The organism is Citrobacter freundii ATCC 8090 = MTCC 1658 = NBRC 12681, assembly GCF_011064845.1.
GTDB lineage: Bacteria > Pseudomonadota > Gammaproteobacteria > Enterobacterales > Enterobacteriaceae > Citrobacter > Citrobacter freundii.
The window spans coordinates 573541-593048 of record NZ_CP049015.1; the positions used below are offsets into that span (position 1 = coordinate 573541).

Annotated in this window: 18 protein-coding genes and 1 tRNA gene; 9 read left to right on the forward strand and 10 right to left on the reverse strand. The window is 53.5% G+C overall.

Annotation, left to right across the window (positions count from 1 at the left end; all coding sequences use genetic code 11):
• Positions 1-25 precede the first annotated feature (25 nt).
• Together arcC and arcA are read right to left on the reverse strand one after the other, a co-directional pair.
• The gene (arcC, locus tag G4551_RS02835) at positions 26-958 is read right to left on the reverse strand and encodes a carbamate kinase (RefSeq protein WP_003839615.1); all 933 of its coding nucleotides are present in this window, start codon (positions 956-958) and stop codon (positions 26-28) included.
• Between the two features lie 9 nt (positions 959-967).
• The gene (gene arcA / locus G4551_RS02840) at positions 968-2188 is read right to left on the reverse strand and encodes an arginine deiminase (protein WP_003839616.1); all 1221 of its coding nucleotides are present in this window, start codon (positions 2186-2188) and stop codon (positions 968-970) included.
• 672 nt (positions 2189-2860) lie between these two features.
• Between arcA and G4551_RS02845 the strand changes: the two genes are divergently transcribed.
• Positions 2861-3313, forward strand: a complete 453-nt coding sequence (locus G4551_RS02845; protein WP_003839618.1) for a YhcH/YjgK/YiaL family protein — start codon at positions 2861-2863, stop codon at positions 3311-3313.
• 106 nt (positions 3314-3419) lie between these two features.
• Here the strand turns inward: G4551_RS02845 and argF are convergent, their stop codons facing one another.
• Both argF and argL read right to left on the reverse strand, forming a co-directional pair.
• Positions 3420-4424 (reverse strand): ornithine carbamoyltransferase, encoded by a 1005-nt coding sequence (argF, locus tag G4551_RS02850; RefSeq protein ID WP_003839620.1) that lies wholly within the window; start codon positions 4422-4424, stop codon positions 3420-3422.
• Positions 4394-4489, reverse strand: coding sequence for a putative translational regulatory protein ArgL (gene argL, locus G4551_RS24030; RefSeq protein WP_371303384.1), 96 nt, complete (start codon positions 4487-4489; stop codon positions 4394-4396). Before argL ends, argF begins: the two co-directional genes overlap by 31 nt.
• A 98-nt stretch (positions 4490-4587) precedes the next feature.
• On the opposite strand from argL, the gene rraB reads away from it, so the two are divergent.
• The 3 genes from rraB (at position 4588) to G4551_RS02865 (ending at position 6817) form a co-directional block, all read left to right on the forward strand.
• On the forward strand, positions 4588-5013 hold the full coding sequence (gene rraB, locus G4551_RS02855) for a ribonuclease E inhibitor RraB (protein WP_003839621.1): 426 nt from the start codon (positions 4588-4590) through the stop codon (positions 5011-5013).
• A 51-nt stretch (positions 5014-5064) separates the two neighbouring features.
• Positions 5065-5823 carry a tRNA isopentenyl-2-thiomethyl-A-37 hydroxylase MiaE gene (gene miaE / locus G4551_RS02860; protein ID WP_003839623.1) on the forward strand — a complete coding sequence of 253 codons (759 nt, stop codon included), beginning with the start codon at positions 5065-5067 and terminating at the stop codon, positions 5821-5823.
• Between the two features lie 163 nt (positions 5824-5986).
• The gene (locus G4551_RS02865) at positions 5987-6817 is read left to right on the forward strand and encodes a hypothetical protein (RefSeq protein ID WP_003839625.1); all 831 of its coding nucleotides are present in this window, start codon (positions 5987-5989) and stop codon (positions 6815-6817) included.
• A 26-nt stretch (positions 6818-6843) separates the two neighbouring features.
• Here G4551_RS02865 and G4551_RS02870 read toward each other — a convergent pair whose 3' ends face one another.
• The 4 genes from G4551_RS02870 to pepA form a co-directional block, all read right to left on the reverse strand.
• On the reverse strand, positions 6844-7347 hold the full coding sequence (locus G4551_RS02870) for a GNAT family N-acetyltransferase (protein WP_003025856.1): 504 nt from the start codon (positions 7345-7347) through the stop codon (positions 6844-6846).
• A gap of 219 nt (positions 7348-7566) precedes the next feature.
• Positions 7567-10422 carry a valine--tRNA ligase gene (locus tag G4551_RS02875; RefSeq protein WP_003839627.1) on the reverse strand — a complete coding sequence of 952 codons (2856 nt, stop codon included), beginning with the start codon at positions 10420-10422 and terminating at the stop codon, positions 7567-7569.
• Positions 10422-10865 (reverse strand): DNA polymerase III subunit chi, encoded by a 444-nt coding sequence (gene holC, locus G4551_RS02880; protein WP_003025862.1) that lies wholly within the window; start codon positions 10863-10865, stop codon positions 10422-10424. The genes G4551_RS02875 and holC overlap by 1 nt, the downstream gene beginning before the upstream one ends.
• A 118-nt stretch (positions 10866-10983) precedes the next feature.
• A complete protein-coding gene (gene pepA / locus G4551_RS02885) occupies positions 10984-12495 on the reverse strand; it encodes a leucyl aminopeptidase (RefSeq protein WP_003025870.1) in 1512 nt (503 codons plus the stop codon).
• Positions 12496-12648: 153 nt separating this feature from the next.
• Here pepA and G4551_RS23785 point away from each other — a divergent pair, with 153 nt between their 5' ends.
• From G4551_RS23785 to lptG, 3 genes are all read left to right on the forward strand, one after another.
• Entirely contained in the window at positions 12649-12699 is a 51-nt protein-coding gene (locus G4551_RS23785; RefSeq protein WP_212723231.1) for a hypothetical protein, read from the forward strand.
• Positions 12700-12761: 62 nt separating this feature from the next.
• Positions 12762-13862 (forward strand): LPS export ABC transporter permease LptF, encoded by a 1101-nt coding sequence (gene lptF / locus G4551_RS02890; RefSeq protein WP_003839630.1) that lies wholly within the window; start codon positions 12762-12764, stop codon positions 13860-13862.
• Positions 13862-14944, forward strand: coding sequence for an LPS export ABC transporter permease LptG (gene lptG / locus G4551_RS02895; RefSeq protein ID WP_003025875.1), 1083 nt, complete (start codon positions 13862-13864; stop codon positions 14942-14944). The genes lptF and lptG overlap by 1 nt, the downstream gene beginning before the upstream one ends.
• A 101-nt stretch (positions 14945-15045) precedes the next feature.
• Here the strand turns inward: lptG and G4551_RS02900 are convergent, their stop codons facing one another.
• Entirely contained in the window at positions 15046-16548 is a 1503-nt protein-coding gene (locus G4551_RS02900; RefSeq protein ID WP_003839633.1) for a helicase HerA-like C-terminal domain-containing protein, read from the reverse strand.
• A 147-nt stretch (positions 16549-16695) separates the two neighbouring features.
• Complete coding sequence (ahr, locus tag G4551_RS02905) at positions 16696-17715, reverse strand: NADPH-dependent aldehyde reductase Ahr (protein ID WP_003839634.1); 1020 nt, start codon at positions 17713-17715, stop codon at positions 16696-16698.
• Between the two features lie 220 nt (positions 17716-17935).
• On the opposite strand from ahr, the gene G4551_RS02910 reads away from it, so the two are divergent.
• A tRNA-Leu gene (locus G4551_RS02910) sits at positions 17936-18020 on the forward strand.
• Between the two features lie 189 nt (positions 18021-18209).
• Positions 18210-19460, forward strand: a complete 1251-nt coding sequence (locus tag G4551_RS02915) for a tyrosine-type recombinase/integrase (protein WP_003839637.1) — start codon at positions 18210-18212, stop codon at positions 19458-19460.
• The last annotated feature ends 48 nt before the right edge of the window (positions 19461-19508 follow it).

A 19508-nucleotide genomic window follows, 5' to 3' on the forward strand; every position in this document is an offset into this window, starting at 1 on the left:
AGCCGTCATCCGGCAAAAAAAAGTCCTACGCGTTAGCGTCGGTGGTTTCGAGACGAATTAGCGTGCCTTTGTCGCCGGCGAGAATGGCTGAGCCGTCGGCCAGTGAACCGATGCCAGCAATCCCACGACAGTGAGAGACGAATTCCGCGCAGGCGGTGACTTTGGGGCCCATTGAACCGGCGTCGAATTGCATTTCACCGAGCAGTTCCGGGGTGACCTGGGACAGCGGGCGCTGGGTAGGTTTGCTCCAGTCGAGGTACACGGCATCAGCATCGGTGAGGATCAGCAACGCATCGGCATGGAGTTGGCGGGCGAGTAGGGCGGCGGAGAGATCCTTGTCGATCACCGCTTCAATGCCGTGGTAGCCATCGGCTTTTTCCACCACCGGTACGCCGCCTCCGCCGTTGCAAATCACCAGATGATCGCGTGCGATCAATGTGCGAATGGCATCACTTTCAACGATACGTTTGGGTTGTGGAGAGGGCACAACGCGGCGGAACGCTTTGCCATCGGCTTTGAAAATCCAGCCCTTTTCCGCGTGTAGCGTTTTAGCCTGAGCGTCGTCATAAATCGGTCCGATATATTTGGTCGGATTGCTGAAGGCTGGATCGTGGGCATCGACTTCAACCTGAGTCAGCAGCACACTAATTTCACGCTGTGGAAGCTGGTTTTTCAGCGCCTGTTGCAGCATATAGCCAATCATTCCCTGACTTTCCGCGCCGAGAATGTCGAGCGGATAGGGGGTGACGCTGGCATACGCACTGTTTTGCAACGCCAAAAGTCCAACCTGCGGGCCATTGCCGTGCACCAGAATCACGCGCCATTGCTGTGTGAGCTGAGCGATAGTCTTTGCCGCCAGCTCAATGTTCTTGCGCTGGATGTCAGCTTCCAGCGGCTCGCCGCGTTTGAGCAGCGCATTGCCGCCCAACGCCACAACCAGAGTAGGTTTGTTTTCCATGACTTTTCCTTAGATACCGTCGCGTTCCAGTGGGCAGCTCATGCAGCGTGCGCCGCCGCGTCCACGTCCAAGTTCGTCGCCAGGAATGGGTAAAACGGTGATGCCCGCTTTGTCGTATTTCTCGTTGGTCCAGATGTTGCGCTCATAGCCCACGACCACACCGGGGCGTAGCGTCAGGACGTTGTTGGCGTCATTCCACTGTTCGCGTTCAGCTTCGAAGGCGTCGCCCCCGGTGGTTATCAGCGTGATTTGGTCGAGGCCCAGCGCTTTTTCGAGGGCATGTATCAGAGTACTTTCCTGGGTGCGTTTCAAGCCGCCGCGCCCGTCTGGCGTCAGGGTCCAGCACTGGACATCCGGGCGTACCACTTCCGGGTAGACGGAGAAGGTATCGATATCAATGTGGGTCATGACGGTATCGAGGTGCATACAGGAGCGATGTTTCGGCAGTTCAACCGCGATGACGCGTTCAGCCTGGCGATGCTTAAACAGCGACTGGGCAAGGAATTCAATGCCCTGCGGCGTGGTGCGTTCCGACATACCGATGAGTACCGCGCCGCGACCAATGACCAGCACATCTCCACCTTCTAATGTGGCGTGGTCGTAATTAATATTTTCATCGCCGAAATATTTAATAAATTCACCATCAGCAAATTGAGGGTGCCAACGGTAGATCGCCCGCAGGTTATTGGTTTCTCTTTGTCGCGCGGTTTTTGCCATTGGGTTAATTGACACACCGTTATATATCCAGCATGAGGTGTCGCGGGTAAATAAATGGTTGGGCAATGGCTTCATAATAAAATCATTAATATCGTGAGTATCGACCACCATATTTTTGATTGAGGCAGGAATTTCTCCGTAGGTTAGCCCACCGCTTAAATGCCGGGCCAGTTCCCGGTGCTGCATATCTGCAAGCCAGGCGCGAATATCCGTGGCGAAAGCGGGGCCAAGGCGATAATCAGAGATTTGTGTCTCCAGCAACCAGTCTTTGGCATCTTGGACATCTAAGGTTTGTGTCAATAAATCAGTGAGTAACAGAACCTCAATCCCTTGCTGACGTAACGTGTTGGCGAAAATGTCATGTTCTTCTCCTGCACGTTCTACCGAAAGAACATCATCAAAAAGCAGTTCCTGGCAATTTGATGGCGTCAGCCTTTTTAAGCTGAGATTAGGGCGATGTAGCATTACGCTACGTAATTGACCGATTTCAGACCCGACATAATGCTTTTCCATCATTATTCCTTTAATACTATTTTAAAAAATAAAGAGGATGTGCCTGCAAATAATATTTATTGCAGTCATGACTTTTCAGCTGATTTCGGAATCTATATTTAGATCTTATTTGATGAGGAAACGTGATTTATTTCACAGTCAGGTCGATATTTGACTTTTGATGTTTAATTTATGATATGGCTCGGAGAATTAATAAAATAAAAACATGAATAATTGAATTACTACGCGGGAATATGTCTTGTTATTTATCGGTGTTAATTTTATGTACACTTTTAGTGTGCTGTAATATAAGTAATGCATTGATTTATTTGTGCTTTTTTCTGCGTGGTGAATTATTATGCGAATATATTATTTTATTATTTGCGCGGTAAAGTTTATTTCAAAATAAATATGACGATGAAGAAGGATAGCGAAGGAGAGGTGAACTGTGATCGATAGCTGGTTTTTCTAATAAAACTTTTAATAACAGTATGTTACTGATCAGATTGAAAAAGGGTAGCCGAAAGTTATGCAAAGTTTATGCATAACCTGTTGCTGAGAGTTAGCAATTATTTAACACCATCAGCGATAAACATGCGTTGACGCAAAATATCGGCAAATAGCAGTAGTATGGCAGGCCGTTTTTTCGTATAACAACTAAAATGAAACGATGTTTTAATTAAGGGGTTTGAGATGATTGTTGGCAATATTCACAACCTGGATGCCTGGCTGCCGGAAGAGCTGCGTCAGGCAATTGAACACATTAAAGCGCATGTGACGGATGCGACGGAAAAAGGTAAGCATGACATTGACGGCGATCGCCTGTTTTATCTGATTGCCGAAGATATGACGGAGCCGTTTGCACAGCGCCGCGCCGAATATCACGCTCGCTATCTGGATATTCAGATCCTGCTCAAAGGCCAGGAAGGAATGACCTTCAGCACGCAGCCTGCGGGCGCGCCGGAAACTGACTGGCTGGCGGATAAAGATATCGCCTTCCTGCCGGAAGGGGTACAGGAGAAAACGGTGGTGCTGAACGAAGGTGATTTCGTGGTGTTCTATCCGGGTGAAGTGCATAAACCGCTGTGCGCGGTCGGTGCTCCAGCGCTGGTACGCAAAGCCGTAGTGAAAATGCAAGTGGCATAAGCGTATTTGCCGGGGGCGGCTTCGCCTTGCCCGGCCTACGAGAGCGCGGTTGTAGGCCGGATAAGATGCTTAGCATCGCCATCCGGCATTCTTTTCATCCATGCCCTCACTTCGCCAGCGTCGCCACCATCACCGCTTTGATGGTGTGCATCCGGTTTTCCGCCTGATCAAATACGATGCTGGCGGGTGATTCAAAGACCTCATCGGTCACTTCCATACCGCCGTGCAGACCATATTCCTGTGCCATTTGTTTGCCAAGCGTGGTTTGATCGTCATGAAACGCGGGCAGGCAGTGCAGGAATTTCACCTGTGGATTGCCGGTCAACGCCATCATCGTGCTATTAACCTGGTACTTACGCAGCAGCGCAATACGTTCGGCCCACTTCTCTTTTGCTTCGCCCATTGATACCCAGACGTCGGTATAGATAAAGTCCGCACCTTTCACGCCCGCGGCGACATCTTCGGTCAGCGTAATATTGCCGCCGTTTTTCTGCGCCAGCGCTTTGCACTCTGCAACCAGACTTTCCTCTGGCCAGCAGGCCTGCGGTGCGACCAGGCGCAGATCCAGCCCGGTTAACGCAGCGGCTTCCAGCATGGAATTGCCCATATTGTTGCGGGCATCACCGGTGTAGACCAGCGTCATCTCATTAAACGCTTTACCCGGCAGGTGTTCCTGCATAGTTAACAGATCCGCCAGCAGCTGGGTGGGATGAAACTCGTTGGTTAATCCGTTCCACACCGGAACTCCGGCATATTCCGCCAGCGTCTCGACAATCTCCTGGCCGTGTCCCCGATACTGAATACCGTCGTACATGCGGCCGAGCACGCGGGCGGTGTCTTTGATCGACTCTTTATGGCCAATCTGGCTGCCGCTTGGCCCGAGATACGTCACGCGAGCGCCCTGGTCGTATGCGGCAACTTCGAAAGAGCAACGGGTGCGGGTTGAGTCTTTTTCGAAGATGAGCGCGATGTTTTTACCGGTGAGCTTTGCGACTTCAGTGCCGTTTTTCTTATCTGCCTTTAGCTGCGCGGCGAGCAGGAGCAGTGACGTGAGTTCAGCAGAGGTGAAATCAAGCAGTTTCAAAAAATGTTTATGATAAAACGCAGACATGGTTCCCTCACATGGCTTAGGCCATTTATTGAATTAAAATTCAATTTATATGGATGTTTATTCATTTGCAACCTTGTTTAACAAATCTTTCCAGGAAAGGTGGAGGCAATGACAGCGGTATGTGACAATAAGAGTATCGGCAGGACATTATGAGGAACGAGCCATGGCAAACCCGGAACTACTGGAAGAACAGCGTGAAGAAACGCGCTTGATTATTGAAGAGTTACTCGAAGATGGCAGCGATCCAGACGCGCTGTACACCATTGAGCATCACCTTTCCGCGGATGACTTCGAAACCCTGGAAAAAGCGGCAGTAGAAGCCTTCAAGCTGGGTTATGAAGTGACCGAGCCGGAAGAGCTGGAAGTGGAAGAAGGCGACACGGTTATTTGCTGTGACATTTTGAGCGAATGTGCACTGAATGCGGAGTTGATCGATGCTCAGGTTGAGCAGCTGATGAACCTGGCTGAAAAATATGATGTGGAATACGACGGTTGGGGCACCTATTTTGAAGACTCGAACGGCGAAGAAGGTGAAGACGGCGACGATGAAGATCTCGTCGACGAAGATGATGACGGCGTGCGTCACTAAGTCATCTACTGACCTGCGGTAGCCCAGGCTGCCGCAGGCCAAGGACAATGTATGGATTATCTGCAAATACTCTCCCCGATCCACAATTTCCTGCACTGTAAAACGCCCCAGGCCTGGCTTGATAAAGCGCGAGACCCGGCTAATCTGCCTCTGTTATTGACCGACCACCTCGTCTGTGAGCTGAAAGCGGCGCAAACGGCGATGCTGCTGGTGCGTAAGTATGTCGCAGATAAACAGGGATCTCAGGCGCTGCTGGACTGGCTGAAACCCTATGAAGCGTTTGCTTTCAGAGAAGGGGATGAGCCGGATTTTATCGCGCTGAATAAACAGATAAGCAAAAGCGTGATGCCGCAAACCGACGATCCGTGGGGACGCAAGCTTATCGACAGCATGGTTTTGCTGATCAAAGAAGAACTGCATCATTTCTGGCAGGTGCGTGAGGCGATGATGAGTCGCAACATTCCCTATATTAAGATTACCGCCAGCCGTTACGCCAAAGGCATGCTCAAAGAGGTGCGCACCCACGAGCCGCTGACATTAATCGATAAACTGATTTGCGGGGCTTACATTGAGGCGCGTTCCTGTGAACGGTTCGCCGCGCTCGCACCGTATCTGGATGACGATTTGCAGGCGTTTTATCTGTCGCTGCTGCGATCCGAGGCGCGGCACTATCAGGATTACCTGGCGCTGGCGCAGCAGGTTTCAACCGATGATATCAGTAGCCGGGTGCAGTTTTTTGGCGAAGTAGAAGCCGCGTTGATCACCTCTCCTGACGATGAATTCCGCTTTCACAGCGGTGTGCCAGCTTAGTTCCTTTCTTTGACGCGCGTGCCCATCGCCGCGCGGTTTAATCCTTCCTGTTTCTGTTAGCAAAATCTGGTGGCTGGAAATAGCTCGCTGCTGCCGTAATAATCAAAACATCGAAGGGGAAATATATCCCTGTAACAGAGACGATTTGGCATAAGGATGGTTAATGAACTGGGCACACGTTTTGTTGGCAGGTTATATCGGGGCGGTGATTGCTATCGTCGTCGGCATGTTTCGCAAAAAAGGCTGGCTGGGCAAGGTCTCTGGCGCGGTGGTCTTTGTGGTGGCGATTATCGCGTGGAATCTGTTTGATGTGCACTACCTGATCCCACGCGAAAGCCCGGATTATGGTCTGACGGATGCGCAGAAATTTGAAAACGCGATGCTGTCCATGCCCGTTTATCAGGTGCTTAAGGAGCAGGAGCCAGCGCTGTGGCAGAACATCCTCACCCAGGCAACGCAGCTGAAAGAGGCGGGGAAAAGCGAGCAACAGATTATCGACGCTATTCAGCCGCAGATCCTACAGGTACAGATGGCGCGTTTGCAGCAGGCGCCTGATGCCAACGTGATCGAGTATATGAAGATTAATCTCGAGCAGATTGCCGCGGTGGCAAAAGTGGGCAATGACGAATGTTTTCGCTTTTTGTTCCCGGCAGTGAAAGGCGGGATTAACCCGGTGCGTATTATTCCGCGCGAGCTCATGAACCGTCGTATGGCCAGCGACATGAGTATGATGCACGCGGCCTATGGCCCGAACAAACATACGGTTACGGCGGAAGAAAAACAGTTGGCGCTTCAGGATCTGCAATCCATCAGTCCGGGGCTGGTACAACGCTTTGGACCGGATATCCAAATCATGGCCGATCCGAGTAAAGGCGTGGGCAAAGAGAAAGTCGCCTGTGAAATGGTGCAAGATTTATGGTCACAGGTGCTGAAGCTGCCAACCGCTCGCGCGGCTGGCGTTATTCGACTGATGCTCTCAGCCGAGATGCAGTAACGCGGTTAAAGCCTCTCGGCGTAAGGTCAGAGGGGCTTTAACATTCGCACTTCACAATCTACGTGCCCGGTACAGCCCAGCGCTTCGCTGATATGCTCAAAGCCTAAATGCTCATACAGGCGGATTGCCTCAGTCAGAAACGCCGTGGTCTCAAGATAGCACTGCTTGAAACCTTGCTCACGGGCATGTTCAAGCGCCATCAGCGCCAGTTTTTTCGCCAGCCCCTGACCGCGCGCGCTCGACAGGAAGTACATCTTTTGCAGCTCGCAAATGTCTGGTTCACTACATCCTAACGGTGCAACACCACCGCCGCCCACGACTTCACCGTTTTGCTCAACCACCCAGTAGGCCGCGCCCGGCTGGCTGTAAACCTGGAACAATTCGTCCAGATTAGGGTCGGCAACGGTGTAGCCTTTATCGGCGGTAAGGCCGTATTCAGCGGAAACTTTGCGGATAACGCGGGCAATTGCGGCGTTATCATCGGCAGAAATTCGGCGCAGCGTTGCCGCGACGGAGGTAATGGCACTCATAGCGAACTCATGACATAAAAGTGAGACATATGCAGTTAATACCACTGCGGTGAGGGGAAGCGCAAGCGAGGATAATTCAATAAAAAGCCTCTGAGCATATGCGTCAGAGGCTTTTATTGTCTGCGGCGTCGGATGCGCTACGCTTATCCGACCTACGTTGACGGTGCCCGTAGGCCGGATAAGCGCAAGCGCCATCCGGCAAACGTACGGGCACGATTTTTACAGCGCGGCGATAACTGCCTGCTGCTCAATCAGCTTCGCTTTGGCTTCTGCGTAACCGTCCAGCTTCTCACGCTCTTTGGCGATGACCGCTTCCGGTGCGCGGGCAACGAAACCTTCGTTGGACAGTTTGCCTTCGATACGGGCAATCTCACCTTCGATTTTCGCCACTTCTTTTGCCAGACGCGCCAGCTCATCTTCTTTGTTGATGAGGCCCGCCATCGGGATCAGCAGTTCGGCGCCGTCGATGATTTTGGTTACGGAAACCGGACCTTTGTCATCGGCTGGCAGCACGGTGATGCTTTCCAGACGCGCCAGGTTCAGCAGGAAGCTCTTGTTGTCGTTTACACGACGCATCGCATCCGCGCTGCAACCACGCAGCAGCAGCTCCAGCGGTTTGCCCGGGGCAATGTTCATTTCCGCGCGAATATTACGTACGGCAACGATCGCCTGCTTCAGCCATTCGGTATCGGCCAGCGCCGCTTCATCTACCTGAGCCGCGTTATATTCCGGGAACGGCTGCAGCATGATGGTATCTGCGGTGTTGCCACAAATCACTTTCACGCGCTGCCAGATGGTTTCGGTGATGAACGGAATGATCGGGTGCGCCAGGCGCAGCAGACCTTCCAGCACGGTCACCAGCGTATTGCGGGTGCCGCGCAGTTCAGCATCAGTTCCTCCGGTCATTACCGGCTTGGTCAGCTCCAGATACCAGTCGCAGAACTGGTTCCAGGTGAACTCGTACAGGATGCCCGCGGCGATATCGAAGCGGAAGTTATCCAGCGCTTCGCGGTACGCTTTGATGGTCTGGTTGAATTCAGCGAGGATCCAGCGGTCGGCCAGAGACAGGGTCATTTCGCCGCCGTTGAAGCCGCAATCCTGATCTTCGGTGTTCATCAGCACGAAGCGGCTGGCGTTCCACAGCTTGTTACAGAAGTTACGGTAACCTTCCAGACGCTTCATATCCCAGTTGATGTCGCGGCCAGTAGAGGCCAGCGCCGCCAGGGTGAAACGCAGGGCGTCGGTGCCGTGTGGCTCGATGCCGTTCGGGAACTGCTTCTCGGTACGTTTGGCAATCTTCTCAGCCAACTGCGGCTGCATCATGTTGCCGGTGCGTTTCTCCAGCAGCTCCGGCAGTGAGATACCGTCGACCATATCCAGCGGGTCGATAACGTTGCCCTTGGATTTGGACATCTTCTGGCCTTCGTCGTCACGGATCAGACCGGTCATGTAGACGGTATGGAACGGAACCTGCGGCTTGCCGTTTTCATCTTTGATGAAGTGCATGGTCATCATGATCATGCGGGCAATCCAGAAGAAGATAATGTCGAAGCCGGAGACCATCACGCTGGTTGGGTGGAACTGACGCAGCGCGTCGGTGTTTTCCGGCCAGCCCAGGGTAGAGAAGGTCCACAGCGCGGAGGAGAACCAGGTGTCGAGAACGTCTTCGTCCTGACGCAGCGCAACGTCGGCGCCGAGGTTGTTTTCCTGACGCACTTCATCTTCGGTACGGCCAACATATACGTTGCCGTCGTTGTCATACCATGCCGGGATACGGTGACCCCACCACAGCTGACGGGAAATACACCAGTCCTGAATGTCACGCATCCAGGAGAAGTACATGTTTTCGTACTGCTTCGGTACGAACTGAATGTCGCCGTTTTCAACCGCTTCAACCGCCGGTTTCGCCAGCACGTCGGCACGGACGTACCACTGGTCGGTCAGCATCGGTTCGATAACTACGCCGCCACGGTCGCCGTAAGGTACGGTCAGGTCGTGCGGTTTAATTTCTTCCAGCAGGCCCAGCGCATCAACGGCGGCAACCACTGCTTTACGCGCGGCAAAGCGCTCCAGCTTCTGGAACTCAGCCGGGATTTCATTGGAGTAAACGTCGGACTCTTCGCCTTTGGTGTCGTACACTTCCGCGGTTTCACGGATGTCACCGTCAAAGGTCAGAATGTTGATCATCGGCAGGCCGTGACGTTTCCCGACTTCGTAGTCGTTAAAGTCGTGTGCCGGGGTGATCTTCACGCAGCCGGTACCTTTTTCCATATCGGCGTGTTCATCACCGACGATCGGAATACGGCGGTCAACCAGCGGCAGAATAACGAATTTGCCGATCAGATCTTTATAGCGCGGATCTTCCGGATTCACGGCCACGCCGGTGTCGCCCAGAATGGTTTCCGGACGGGTGGTCGCCACGACCAGGTAATCTTTACCGTCTGCGGTTTTCGCGCCGTCGGCCAGCGGATAGCGGATATGCCACATGGAGCCTTTAGACTCGCGGTTTTCCACTTCCAGGTCAGAAATAGCGGTGCGCAGTTTCGGGTCCCAGTTTACCAGGCGCTTGCCACGGTAAATCAGGTCTTCTTTGTACAGGCGAACAAAGACTTCTTTCACGGCATTGGAAAGACCTTCGTCCATAGTGAAACGCTCGCGCTCCCAGTCAACGGAGTTGCCGAGACGGCGCATCTGGCGGGTAATGGTGCCGCCGGATTCCGCTTTCCACTGCCAAATTTTATCGATAAACGCTTCGCGACCGTAGTCATGACGGGTTTTACCTTCTTCAGCGGCAATCTTACGCTCAACCACCATCTGGGTAGCGATACCCGCGTGGTCGGTACCAGCCTGCCACAGGGTGTTTTTACCCTGCATGCGCTGGTAGCGAATCATGGTATCCATGATGGTTTGCTGGAAAGCATGACCCATATGCAAACTGCCGGTGACGTTCGGCGGCGGGATCATGATGCAGAAGGACTCTTTGCTTTCATCGCCGTTAGGTTTGAAATAGCCCTGCTTTTCCCAGTGCTCGTAAAGCGGCTGTTCGATATCTTGTGGGTTGTATGTCTTTTCCATTATTTCCAGGTTGCCGTATTCAGGTTAAAACCAGCCACGCGGTAAGCTTTGTAGCGATCGCGTGCCGATTGTTTCAAAGAATCTTCGTAAGGAACGAAGTCTATCACTTCTGTGAAAGCGGTGGCAAAATCTGCAAAGCCAACGCGCAAACTGATGAGCAGGTCGCGCGGGCTGCTATTGCGTTTCTCCGGCCAGGCAATCTCTACCGGCGCGCCGCCTCTGGGGCCTTCGCCCGCCAGATTATGCGGAACAAAGCTTTCTGCCGGTCTTGCCCACAGGGCTTCATCCAGTCGAAGAGCCTGCTTTTCGTTTTCACAGGCGATAAGCACGCGCTTGCCAGCCCGCCAACGTTCTGCGGCAATTTCACACACCAGTTGCTCGACGGCGCTTAAACCATCTTGTTGTGTGTCGTTGTCCAGAAGATAGAACGTCGCATTCTTCATATATGGGGCTTCTTGTGGTGGATTTAAATGCAAAGCCGGGTGGCGCTACGCTTACCCGGCCTACGGTTGAGTGACGTTGTAGGCCGGGTAAGGCGAAGCCGCCACCCGGCGTTTTACATCACTCTTCGCCGTTAAAACCCGCGCGATTGAGCAGGAACTGCGACAGTAACGCGACCGGACGACCGGTTGCGCCTTTGGCTTTCCCTGAACGCCATGCGGTACCAGCGATATCCAGGTGCGCCCAGTTGTACTTACGGGTAAAGCGTGACAGGAAGCAGCCCGCGGTAATGGCGCCGCCAGGACGTCCGCCGATGTTCGCCATATCCGCAAAGTTAGACTCTAACTGCTCCTGGTATTCATCACCCAGCGGCAAACGCCACGCGCGGTCGCCAGCCTGCTCGGACGCACCGATCAGCTCATGCGCCAGCGGGTTGTGGTTCGACATCAGGCCGGTGATGTGATGGCCCAGCGCAATCACGCACGCGCCGGTCAGGGTCGCAACGTCAATCACCGCCTCCGGCTCAAAGCGCTCGACGTAGGTTAACACGTCGCACAGCACCAGACGGCCTTCGGCGTCGGTATTGAGCACTTCAACGGTCTGACCAGACATGGTGGTCAGCACGTCGCCTGGGCGATACGCGCGGCCACCCGGCATATTTTCGCAGCCCGCCAGTACGCCGACGACGTTGATGGGCAACTGAAGCTCGGCCACCATGCGCATCACGCCGTACACAGCCGCCGCGCCGCACATGTCGTACTTCATCTCATCCATGCCTTCGGCTGGTTTGATGGAGATACCGCCGGAGTCGAAGGTTAACCCTTTACCGACCAGCACAATCGGACGCGCGTCTTCGGACGGATTGCCTTTGTACTCGATGACTGACATCAGCGACTCGTTCTGCGAACCGTGACCGACGGCGAGATAAGAGTGCATACCCAGCTCTTTCATCTGCTGCTCGCCGATCACGCGGGTCACCACATTTTTGCTGTAGCTGTCTGCCAGCTGACGCGCCTGAGAGGCCAGATAAGCTGCGTTACAAATATTTGGCGGCATGTTGCCGAGATCTTTCGCCGCTTTAATGCCAGCGGCGATTGCCAGACCGTGTTGGATCGCACGCTCACCGCTGGTCAGCTCGCGGCGGGTCGGCACGTTGAAGACCATTTTACGCAGCGGGCGACGCGGCTCGCTTTTGTTGGTCTTCAACTGGTCAAAGCTGTACAGCGTTTCCTGTGCCGTCTCAACGGCCTGGCGCACTTTCCAGTAGTTATTACGCCCTTTGACGTGAAGCTCAGTCAGAAAGCAGACGGCTTCCATTGAGCCAGTATCATTCAGCGTATTGATGGTTTTCTGAATGACCTGCTTGTACTGGCGCTCATCAAGTTCGCGCTCTTTGCCACAACCAATAAGGAGAATTCGCTCAGACAGAACGTTAGGAACATGGTGCAGCAACAGGGTTTGACCCGGTTTGCCTTCCAGTTCGCCACGACGCAGCAGTGCGCTGATGTACCCGTCGCTGATCTTGTCGAGCTGCTCTGCAATCGGAGAGAGGCGGCGTGGTTCAAAGACACCCACGACGATGCACGCACTCCGCTGTTTCTCCGGGCTACCGCTTTTTACACTGAACTCCATGCACTACGCTCCTGAATCTTAAAGACAACGGCGGTGGCTACGGATAGAATTGCAAGCTTTCGTAACTCATACCCGCTGTTGCGGTGACTTCGTGTTAATCTTAACGTTATTACGGCATTGGCACGTCAGAACAATTTCTGAGAGGTGGATCCGTTGAGTATAATGATCTTAGCGACGATTTCGACGACTCAAGAGAATAAATGACGTTTAAGCCATGAAACAAGCTAAATTCCGGCAAAAGACGGGTTTTTACGGGCGTATTTAAAGTGATAATCATAAGATATCTGGTTCGGGAAACGCTCAAAAGCCAACTTGCGATCCTATTCATCCTGCTTTTGATCTTCTTTTGTCAAAAGTTGGTCAGGATCCTTGGTGCGGCTGTTGACGGTGATATCCCGGCAAATCTGGTGCTCTCGCTGCTGGGGCTGGGCGTGCCAGAAATGGCGCAACTTATCTTGCCCTTAAGCCTGTTCCTCGGGCTGCTGATGACGCTGGGCAAACTGTATACCGAAAGTGAAATTACGGTCATGCATGCCTGTGGGCTGAGCAAGGCTGTGCTTGTTAAAGCGGCGATGGTGCTGGCGTTGTTTACCAGTATTATTGCGGCGGTCAACGTGATGTGGGCCGGACCGTGGTCCTCCAGACATCAGGACGAAGTCCTGGCAGAGGCGAAAGCGAACCCCGGTATGGCGGCGCTTGCTCAGGGGCAATTCCAGCAGGCGACCAACGGCAGTTCGGTGCTGTTTATCGAAAGCGTTGACGGCAGCAACTTCAAAGACGTGTTCCTCGCGCAAATCCGCCCGAAAGGCAACGCTCGTCCTTCGGTCGTCGTAGCCGATTCCGGACATCTTACCCAATTGCGCGATGGCTCTCAGGTTGTGACGCTAAACCAGGGGACGCGCTTTGAAGGTACCGCGCTGCTGCGCGATTTCCGCATTACCGACTTCCAGGATTATCAGGCGATTATCGGCCATCAGGCCGTGGCGCTGGATCCAAACGATACCGAACAGATGACCATGCGTACGCTGCTGGCGACCGACACCGATCGTGCCCGCGCGGAGCTGACATGGCGTATCACGTTAGTATTCACCGTATTTATGATGGCGCTGATGGTTGTACCGCTGAGCGTGGTAAACCCGCGTCAGGGTCGCGTGCTGTCGATGCTGCCGGCAATGCTGCTCTATTTGCTGTTCTTCCTGGTTCAGACATCGCTGAAGTCGAACGGTGGCAAAGGTAAGCTGGATCCGGTGTTCTGGATGTGGGTGGTTAACCTGGCTTATCTGGCGCTGGCGATTGTGCTTAACCTCTGGGATACGGTGCCGATGCGCCGCTTGCGTGCCCGTTTTATGCGTAAAGGAGCGGTATAATGCAGCCTTTTGGTGTACTTGACCGCTATATCGGTAAAACCATTTTCACCACCATCATGATGACGCTGTTCATGCTGGTGTCGCTCTCCGGGATCATCAAGTTCGTTGACCAGCTGAAAAAAGCCGGGCAGGGGAGCTACGATGCGATGGGCGCCGGGCTGTATACCCTGCTCAGTGCGCCGAAAGATATCCAGATCTTCTTCCCGATGGCGGCGCTGCTAGGGGCATTGCTGGGGCTGGGCATGCTGGCCCAGCGCAGTGAACTGGTGGTGATGCAGGCTTCTGGCTTTACCCGTATGCAGGTGGCGTTGTCGGTGATGAAAACCGCGATTCCGCTGGTGCTGCTGACGATGGCCATTGGCGAATGGGTCGCACCGCAGGGTGAACAGATGGCGCGTAACTACCGTGCGCAGCAGATGTACGGCGGCTCGCTGCTCTCTACCCAGCAGGGTTTGTGGGCGAAAGACGGTGACAGCTTTGTCTACATCGAGCGGGTGAAAGGCGAGGCCGAGTTGGGCGGGATTAGCATCTACTCGTTTAACGACAAGCGCCGTCTGCAGTCTGTACGCTACGCTGCGAGCGCGACGTTTGACCCGGAGCAGAAGGTTTGGCGTTTGTCGCAGGTGGATGAATCCAACCTGACCGATCCGAAACAAATCACCGGCTCGCAGACGGTGAGCGGCACCTGGAAAACCAATCTCACGCCCGACAAGCTCGGCGTCGTGGCGTTGGATCCTGACGCGCTGTCGATTAGCGGACTGCATAACTACGTGAAGTACCTGAAGTCGAGCGGCCAGGATGCCGGACGCTACCAGCTCAATATGTGGAGCAAAGTCTTCCAGCCTCTGTCAGTGGCGGTCATGATGCTGATGGCGCTGTCGTTTATCTTTGGTCCGCTGCGTAGCGTCCCGATGGGTGTGCGTGTGGTGACGGGGATTAGCTTCGGTTTTGTGTTCTATGTGCTGGACCAAATCTTTGGCCCGCTGACGCTGGTGTACGGCATTCCGCCGATTATCGGTGCGCTGCTGCCAAGCGCCAGCTTCTTCCTGATAAGCCTGTGGCTGATGCTGCGTAAATCGTAATCATAGTAATCGTAGGCCTGATGGCGTTGCGCTTTTCAGGCCTACTCCGGACCCGTAGGCCGGATAAGGCGTTAAGCCGCCATCCGGCAACGTAATACGGGCTAGCGTTTTCTCCCGCCCATCAAACTCCCCAACATGCCGCGGATTATCTGATTAGTAACCTGTCGTGCCGCGCTTTTCGCCACGCTCTGTACCACGCCATCACGCTTGCCGCCGCGCGGCCCTGTGCTGCCAAATAAAATATCCTTCAATCCACCGAGGATACCGCCATCCACCTCGACCGCTTTACCGTTGGCGGGAGGCGTATTTTGCTGCTCGGTACTGGCCTGCACGCCTTGCTGTAAACGTTCATAGGCGGACTCTCGGTCGATATCTTCTTCATATTTGCCGTACAGCGAAGAGTGATTAATCAGCCCGTTGCGCTCGTCGTCCGTCACCGGTCCCATCCGTGAGCACGGCGCAATCACCATCGCCCGTTCAACCACCGACGGGCTGCCTTTGGCGTCCAGAAACGACACCAGCGCCTCGCCGGTTCCCAGCTCCTGAATGGCTTTTTCGGTATCAAATGCCGGGTTGGCGCGCATGGTTTGCGCCGCGGTTTTCACCGCTTTCTGATCTTTCGGCGTGAACGCGCGCAGGGCGTGCTGCACGCGGTTGCCCAACTGACCAAGCACGTTGTCCGGAATATCCGACGGGTTTTGCGAGACGAACCACACGCCGACCCCTTTCGAGCGGATCAGACGGATCACCTGTTCGATTTTATCCAGCAACACCTGCGGGGCATCGTTGAACAGCAGGTGCGCTTCATCAAAGAAGAACACCAGTTTTGGTTTCTCCAGATCGCCCGCCTCCGGCAACTGTTCGTACAGTTCAGAGAGCATCCACAGCAGGCTGGCGGCGTACAGTTTGGGCATCTGGTAGAGCTTCTCTGCGCTGAGAATATTAATCATCCCTTTGCCGCTGGCGTCGGTACGCATCCAGTCTTTGATGTCCAGCATCGGTTCGCCAAAGAAGTGTGCCGCTCCCTGCTGCTCCAGCGACAGTAGTCCGCGCTGGATAGCCCCGACCGAAGCGCTGCTGATATTGCCGTACTGATTCTGGAAGGATTTAGCGTTATCGCCGATGTACTGAGTAATGGCCCGCAGGTCTTTGAAATCGAGGAGCAGCAGGCCCTGGTCATCGGCAATGCGGAAGATAATATCCAGCACGCCAGACTGAACGTCGTTAAGATTCAGCAGACGAGCCAGCAGCAGAGGTCCGAGGTCAGATACCGTAGCTCGCACCGGATGACCTTTTTCGCCGAAGATATCCCACACCGTGACCGGATTACCATGCGGTTGCCAGTCGGTAATGCCGATGTTTTTCAGGCGGGCGAGCAGCTTTTCAGAGGCTTGTCCTTCTTCGGCCACGCCGGTTAAGTCACCTTTCACATCGGCCATAAATACCGGTACGCCAATCCCGGACAGCGATTCGGCCAGCTTTTGTAGCGTGACGGTTTTACCGGTCCCGGTCGCGCCGGTAATCAGCCCGTGACGGTTGGCCATGCCTGGTAGTAAAAACAGTTCGGTGTCCGGCGTGCGGGCAATTAGCAGGGGTGCGCTCATTGAGATTTCCTCCATTTATCCTGCCTGGAGTATAGGCAACCGTGACGCACTCTTCACCGCTAAATTGCGGAGATTGTGAGGAGAATTTTACCTGCCTGGAATAGCGGGGAGAATAGCCGGGAAGCTTACGCCTCCCGGCAAAGACGATCAGAAGTCGGCTTTCAGCACCACGCGGTAGCGGGCCTTGCCGTCACGCACGTGCTGGATTGCTTCGTTAATTTGCGACATCGGGTACAGCTCGGTGGTAGGCGACACCTTGCTGCGCCCGGCAAACTTCATCAGCTTGCGCAGCTCGAATGGCGTCCCGGTCGCCGAACCGGAGATGCTGCGATCCCCGGCAATTAAGGTAAACGCCGGTACTGGCAGCGGCTTCAGCACTGCACCGACGGTATGGAAGTTACCGCCGTAGGCCAGCGCTTCAAAATAGGGCTGCCAGTCGAGATCGACGTTAACCGTGTTAATGATGAGATCGAACTGGCCCGCCAGTGCTTTTAGCGCATCTGGATCGCGGCTGTTGACCACCTTATCTGCCCCCATCGCCAGCACTTCCTGCTCTTTCGCCGGATTGGAGCTGAACGCGGTCACTTCGCAGCCCATCGCGTGTAACAGCTTAATGGCGATATGCCCCAGCCCGCCGATGCCGATCACCCCGACGCGGCTGGTGGCGGTGATATGGTGCATCAGCAGCGGTTTGAACACCGTGATGCCGCCGCACAGTAATGGGCCAGCTGCCGCCAGATCGATACTCTCCGGCAGCGGGATCACCCACTGCCAGTCGGCTCGTAGCTTCTCGGCAAAGCCGCCGCGATTGAGAATAGTGGGAACGGAGCCTTCCAGGCAGTTAATCTGATTACCGCTGATACAGGCGTCGCAGTGTCCGCAGCTGCGGGCCGTCCAGCCAATACCGACGCGCTGACCAACCTTCAGACCTTTATCCTGCGCCGCGCTGCCGAGCGCCGCCACGCGACCAATCACCTCATGCCCGGCAACCAGCGGATACTGAGAGAACCCCCATTCGTTGTCGATCATCGACAAATCGGAATGGCAGATACCGCAGTAATCGACCTGGACTTCGACATCTTCCGGCTTAAGCTCGCCCGCATCATATTCATAGAGTTCGAGTTCGCTGCCCGCCGCTTTTGCAGCGTAGCTTTTTATCATCGACATCGTGTTTCCCTCAGTGTGGTGTTGAACTGGAAGTGTAGAGCATGGGGAAACGGGTCGCTTCGCAGAAGGGGGGATTAAGAAGCGGGTAAACTGTGATGATGGTTACAGGTAAGAAAGGTAATGCTGAAATTTTCAACACTTAGCGAGCCAGACACACGCTGGCGCTTGCATGGTGGCGCACGACAGGTATAATCCACAACGTTTTCCGCATCCCTTCCGTGCCGGAGTGGCGAAATCGGTAGACGCAGTTGATTCAAAATCAACCGTAGAAATACGTGCCGGTTCGAGTCCGGCCTTCGGCACCATACAAAGCTTTTTTCAAGTCTACTAACATCTGCTTTAGTCCATAAAAACAGTAAGTTAAGCAGAATTTTGGCTTTTCTTAGTCTGTCCACGTCTACTTACTTCTATCCACATATACCAACGAATGATGGTATAACTGGTGGTATCTTCGGTTCGATTGATTTTGATACCAACAGCGGAGGTATCAACTGATGGCACTCACTGATATCAAAGTTAGGACTACCAAGCCCTCCGACAAACCTTTCAAACTCACAGATGGGCAGGGTATGCACCTGCTGATCAACCCCAATGGTTCAAAATACTGGCGACTCCAATACCGTTTCGATGGCAAACAGAAAGTTTTAGCATTGGGTGTTTATCCAATGGTCTCTCTTAGTGAAGCTCGCAGGAAACGAGATGAGGCCAAAAAGTTGGTATCTGATGGTATCGACCCTTCCGAGAAGAAAAAAACAGACAAGATTGAGCAAAGCGAAGCCCTGACATTCGAAGCTGTTGCAAGGGACTGGCATACTGCCTGTAAAAGGAAATGGTCAGATTCCCATAGTGAGAGGGTTTTGAAGAGCCTTGAAGATAACCTTTTCTCTTCCATAGGAAAGAGAAAAATAGCCGAGCTTAAAACCAAGGATCTACTCGTTCCGATCAAGGTTGTTGAAGCTTCTGGACGGTTAGAAGTAGCAGCCCGTCTACAACAACGAACCACAGCAATTTTGCGATATGCCGTCCAGAATGGCTTAATTGACTATAATCCGGCCCAAGAAATGTCTGGGGCTATTGCTGTAGCAAAAAGAACCCACCGACCGGCATTACCGTTTGACCGCTTCTCTGAACTCCTGGAGCGAATTGAAATATTCAAAGGTAGAAAGCTCACGAAGTTAGCCGTAAAGCTTACATTGCTCATTTTCATTCGTTCGAGTGAACTCAGGTTTGCTCGTTGGTCAGAGATAGATTTCGACAATGCCATGTGGACTATTCCTGCAGAGCGAGAGCCATTACCCGGAGTGAAACATTCGCATCGTGGTTCGAAAATGCGAACTCCACACCTTGTTCCTTTGAGTCGTCAGGCATTGGCTGTGTTGACTGAAATTAAAGAGATCAGCGGTGACCATGAACTCGTGTTCATTGGCGACCATGATTTCAGAAAGCCCATGAGTGAAAATACGGTAAACAAGGCTTTAAGGTCTATGGGCTATGACACAACCGTGGAGGTCTGTGGACATGGATTCAGGGCTATGGCTTGTAGTGCCTTGATTGAATCCGGTTTGTGGTCGAAAGATGCTGTTGAACGGCAAATGAGCCATCAGGAGCGGAACTCAGTTCGTGCTGCCTACATACATAAAGCAGAGCACCTTGATGAGAGAAAGCTTATGTTGCAGTGGTGGGCCGATTACCTTGACCTCCTTAGAATACGACGAGTTTCACCATTTGATTTTAAAAGGATTTAACTATGAATAAGTAGTTAAGTAATCGCTCTCCCTTATCAACCTTGTTAA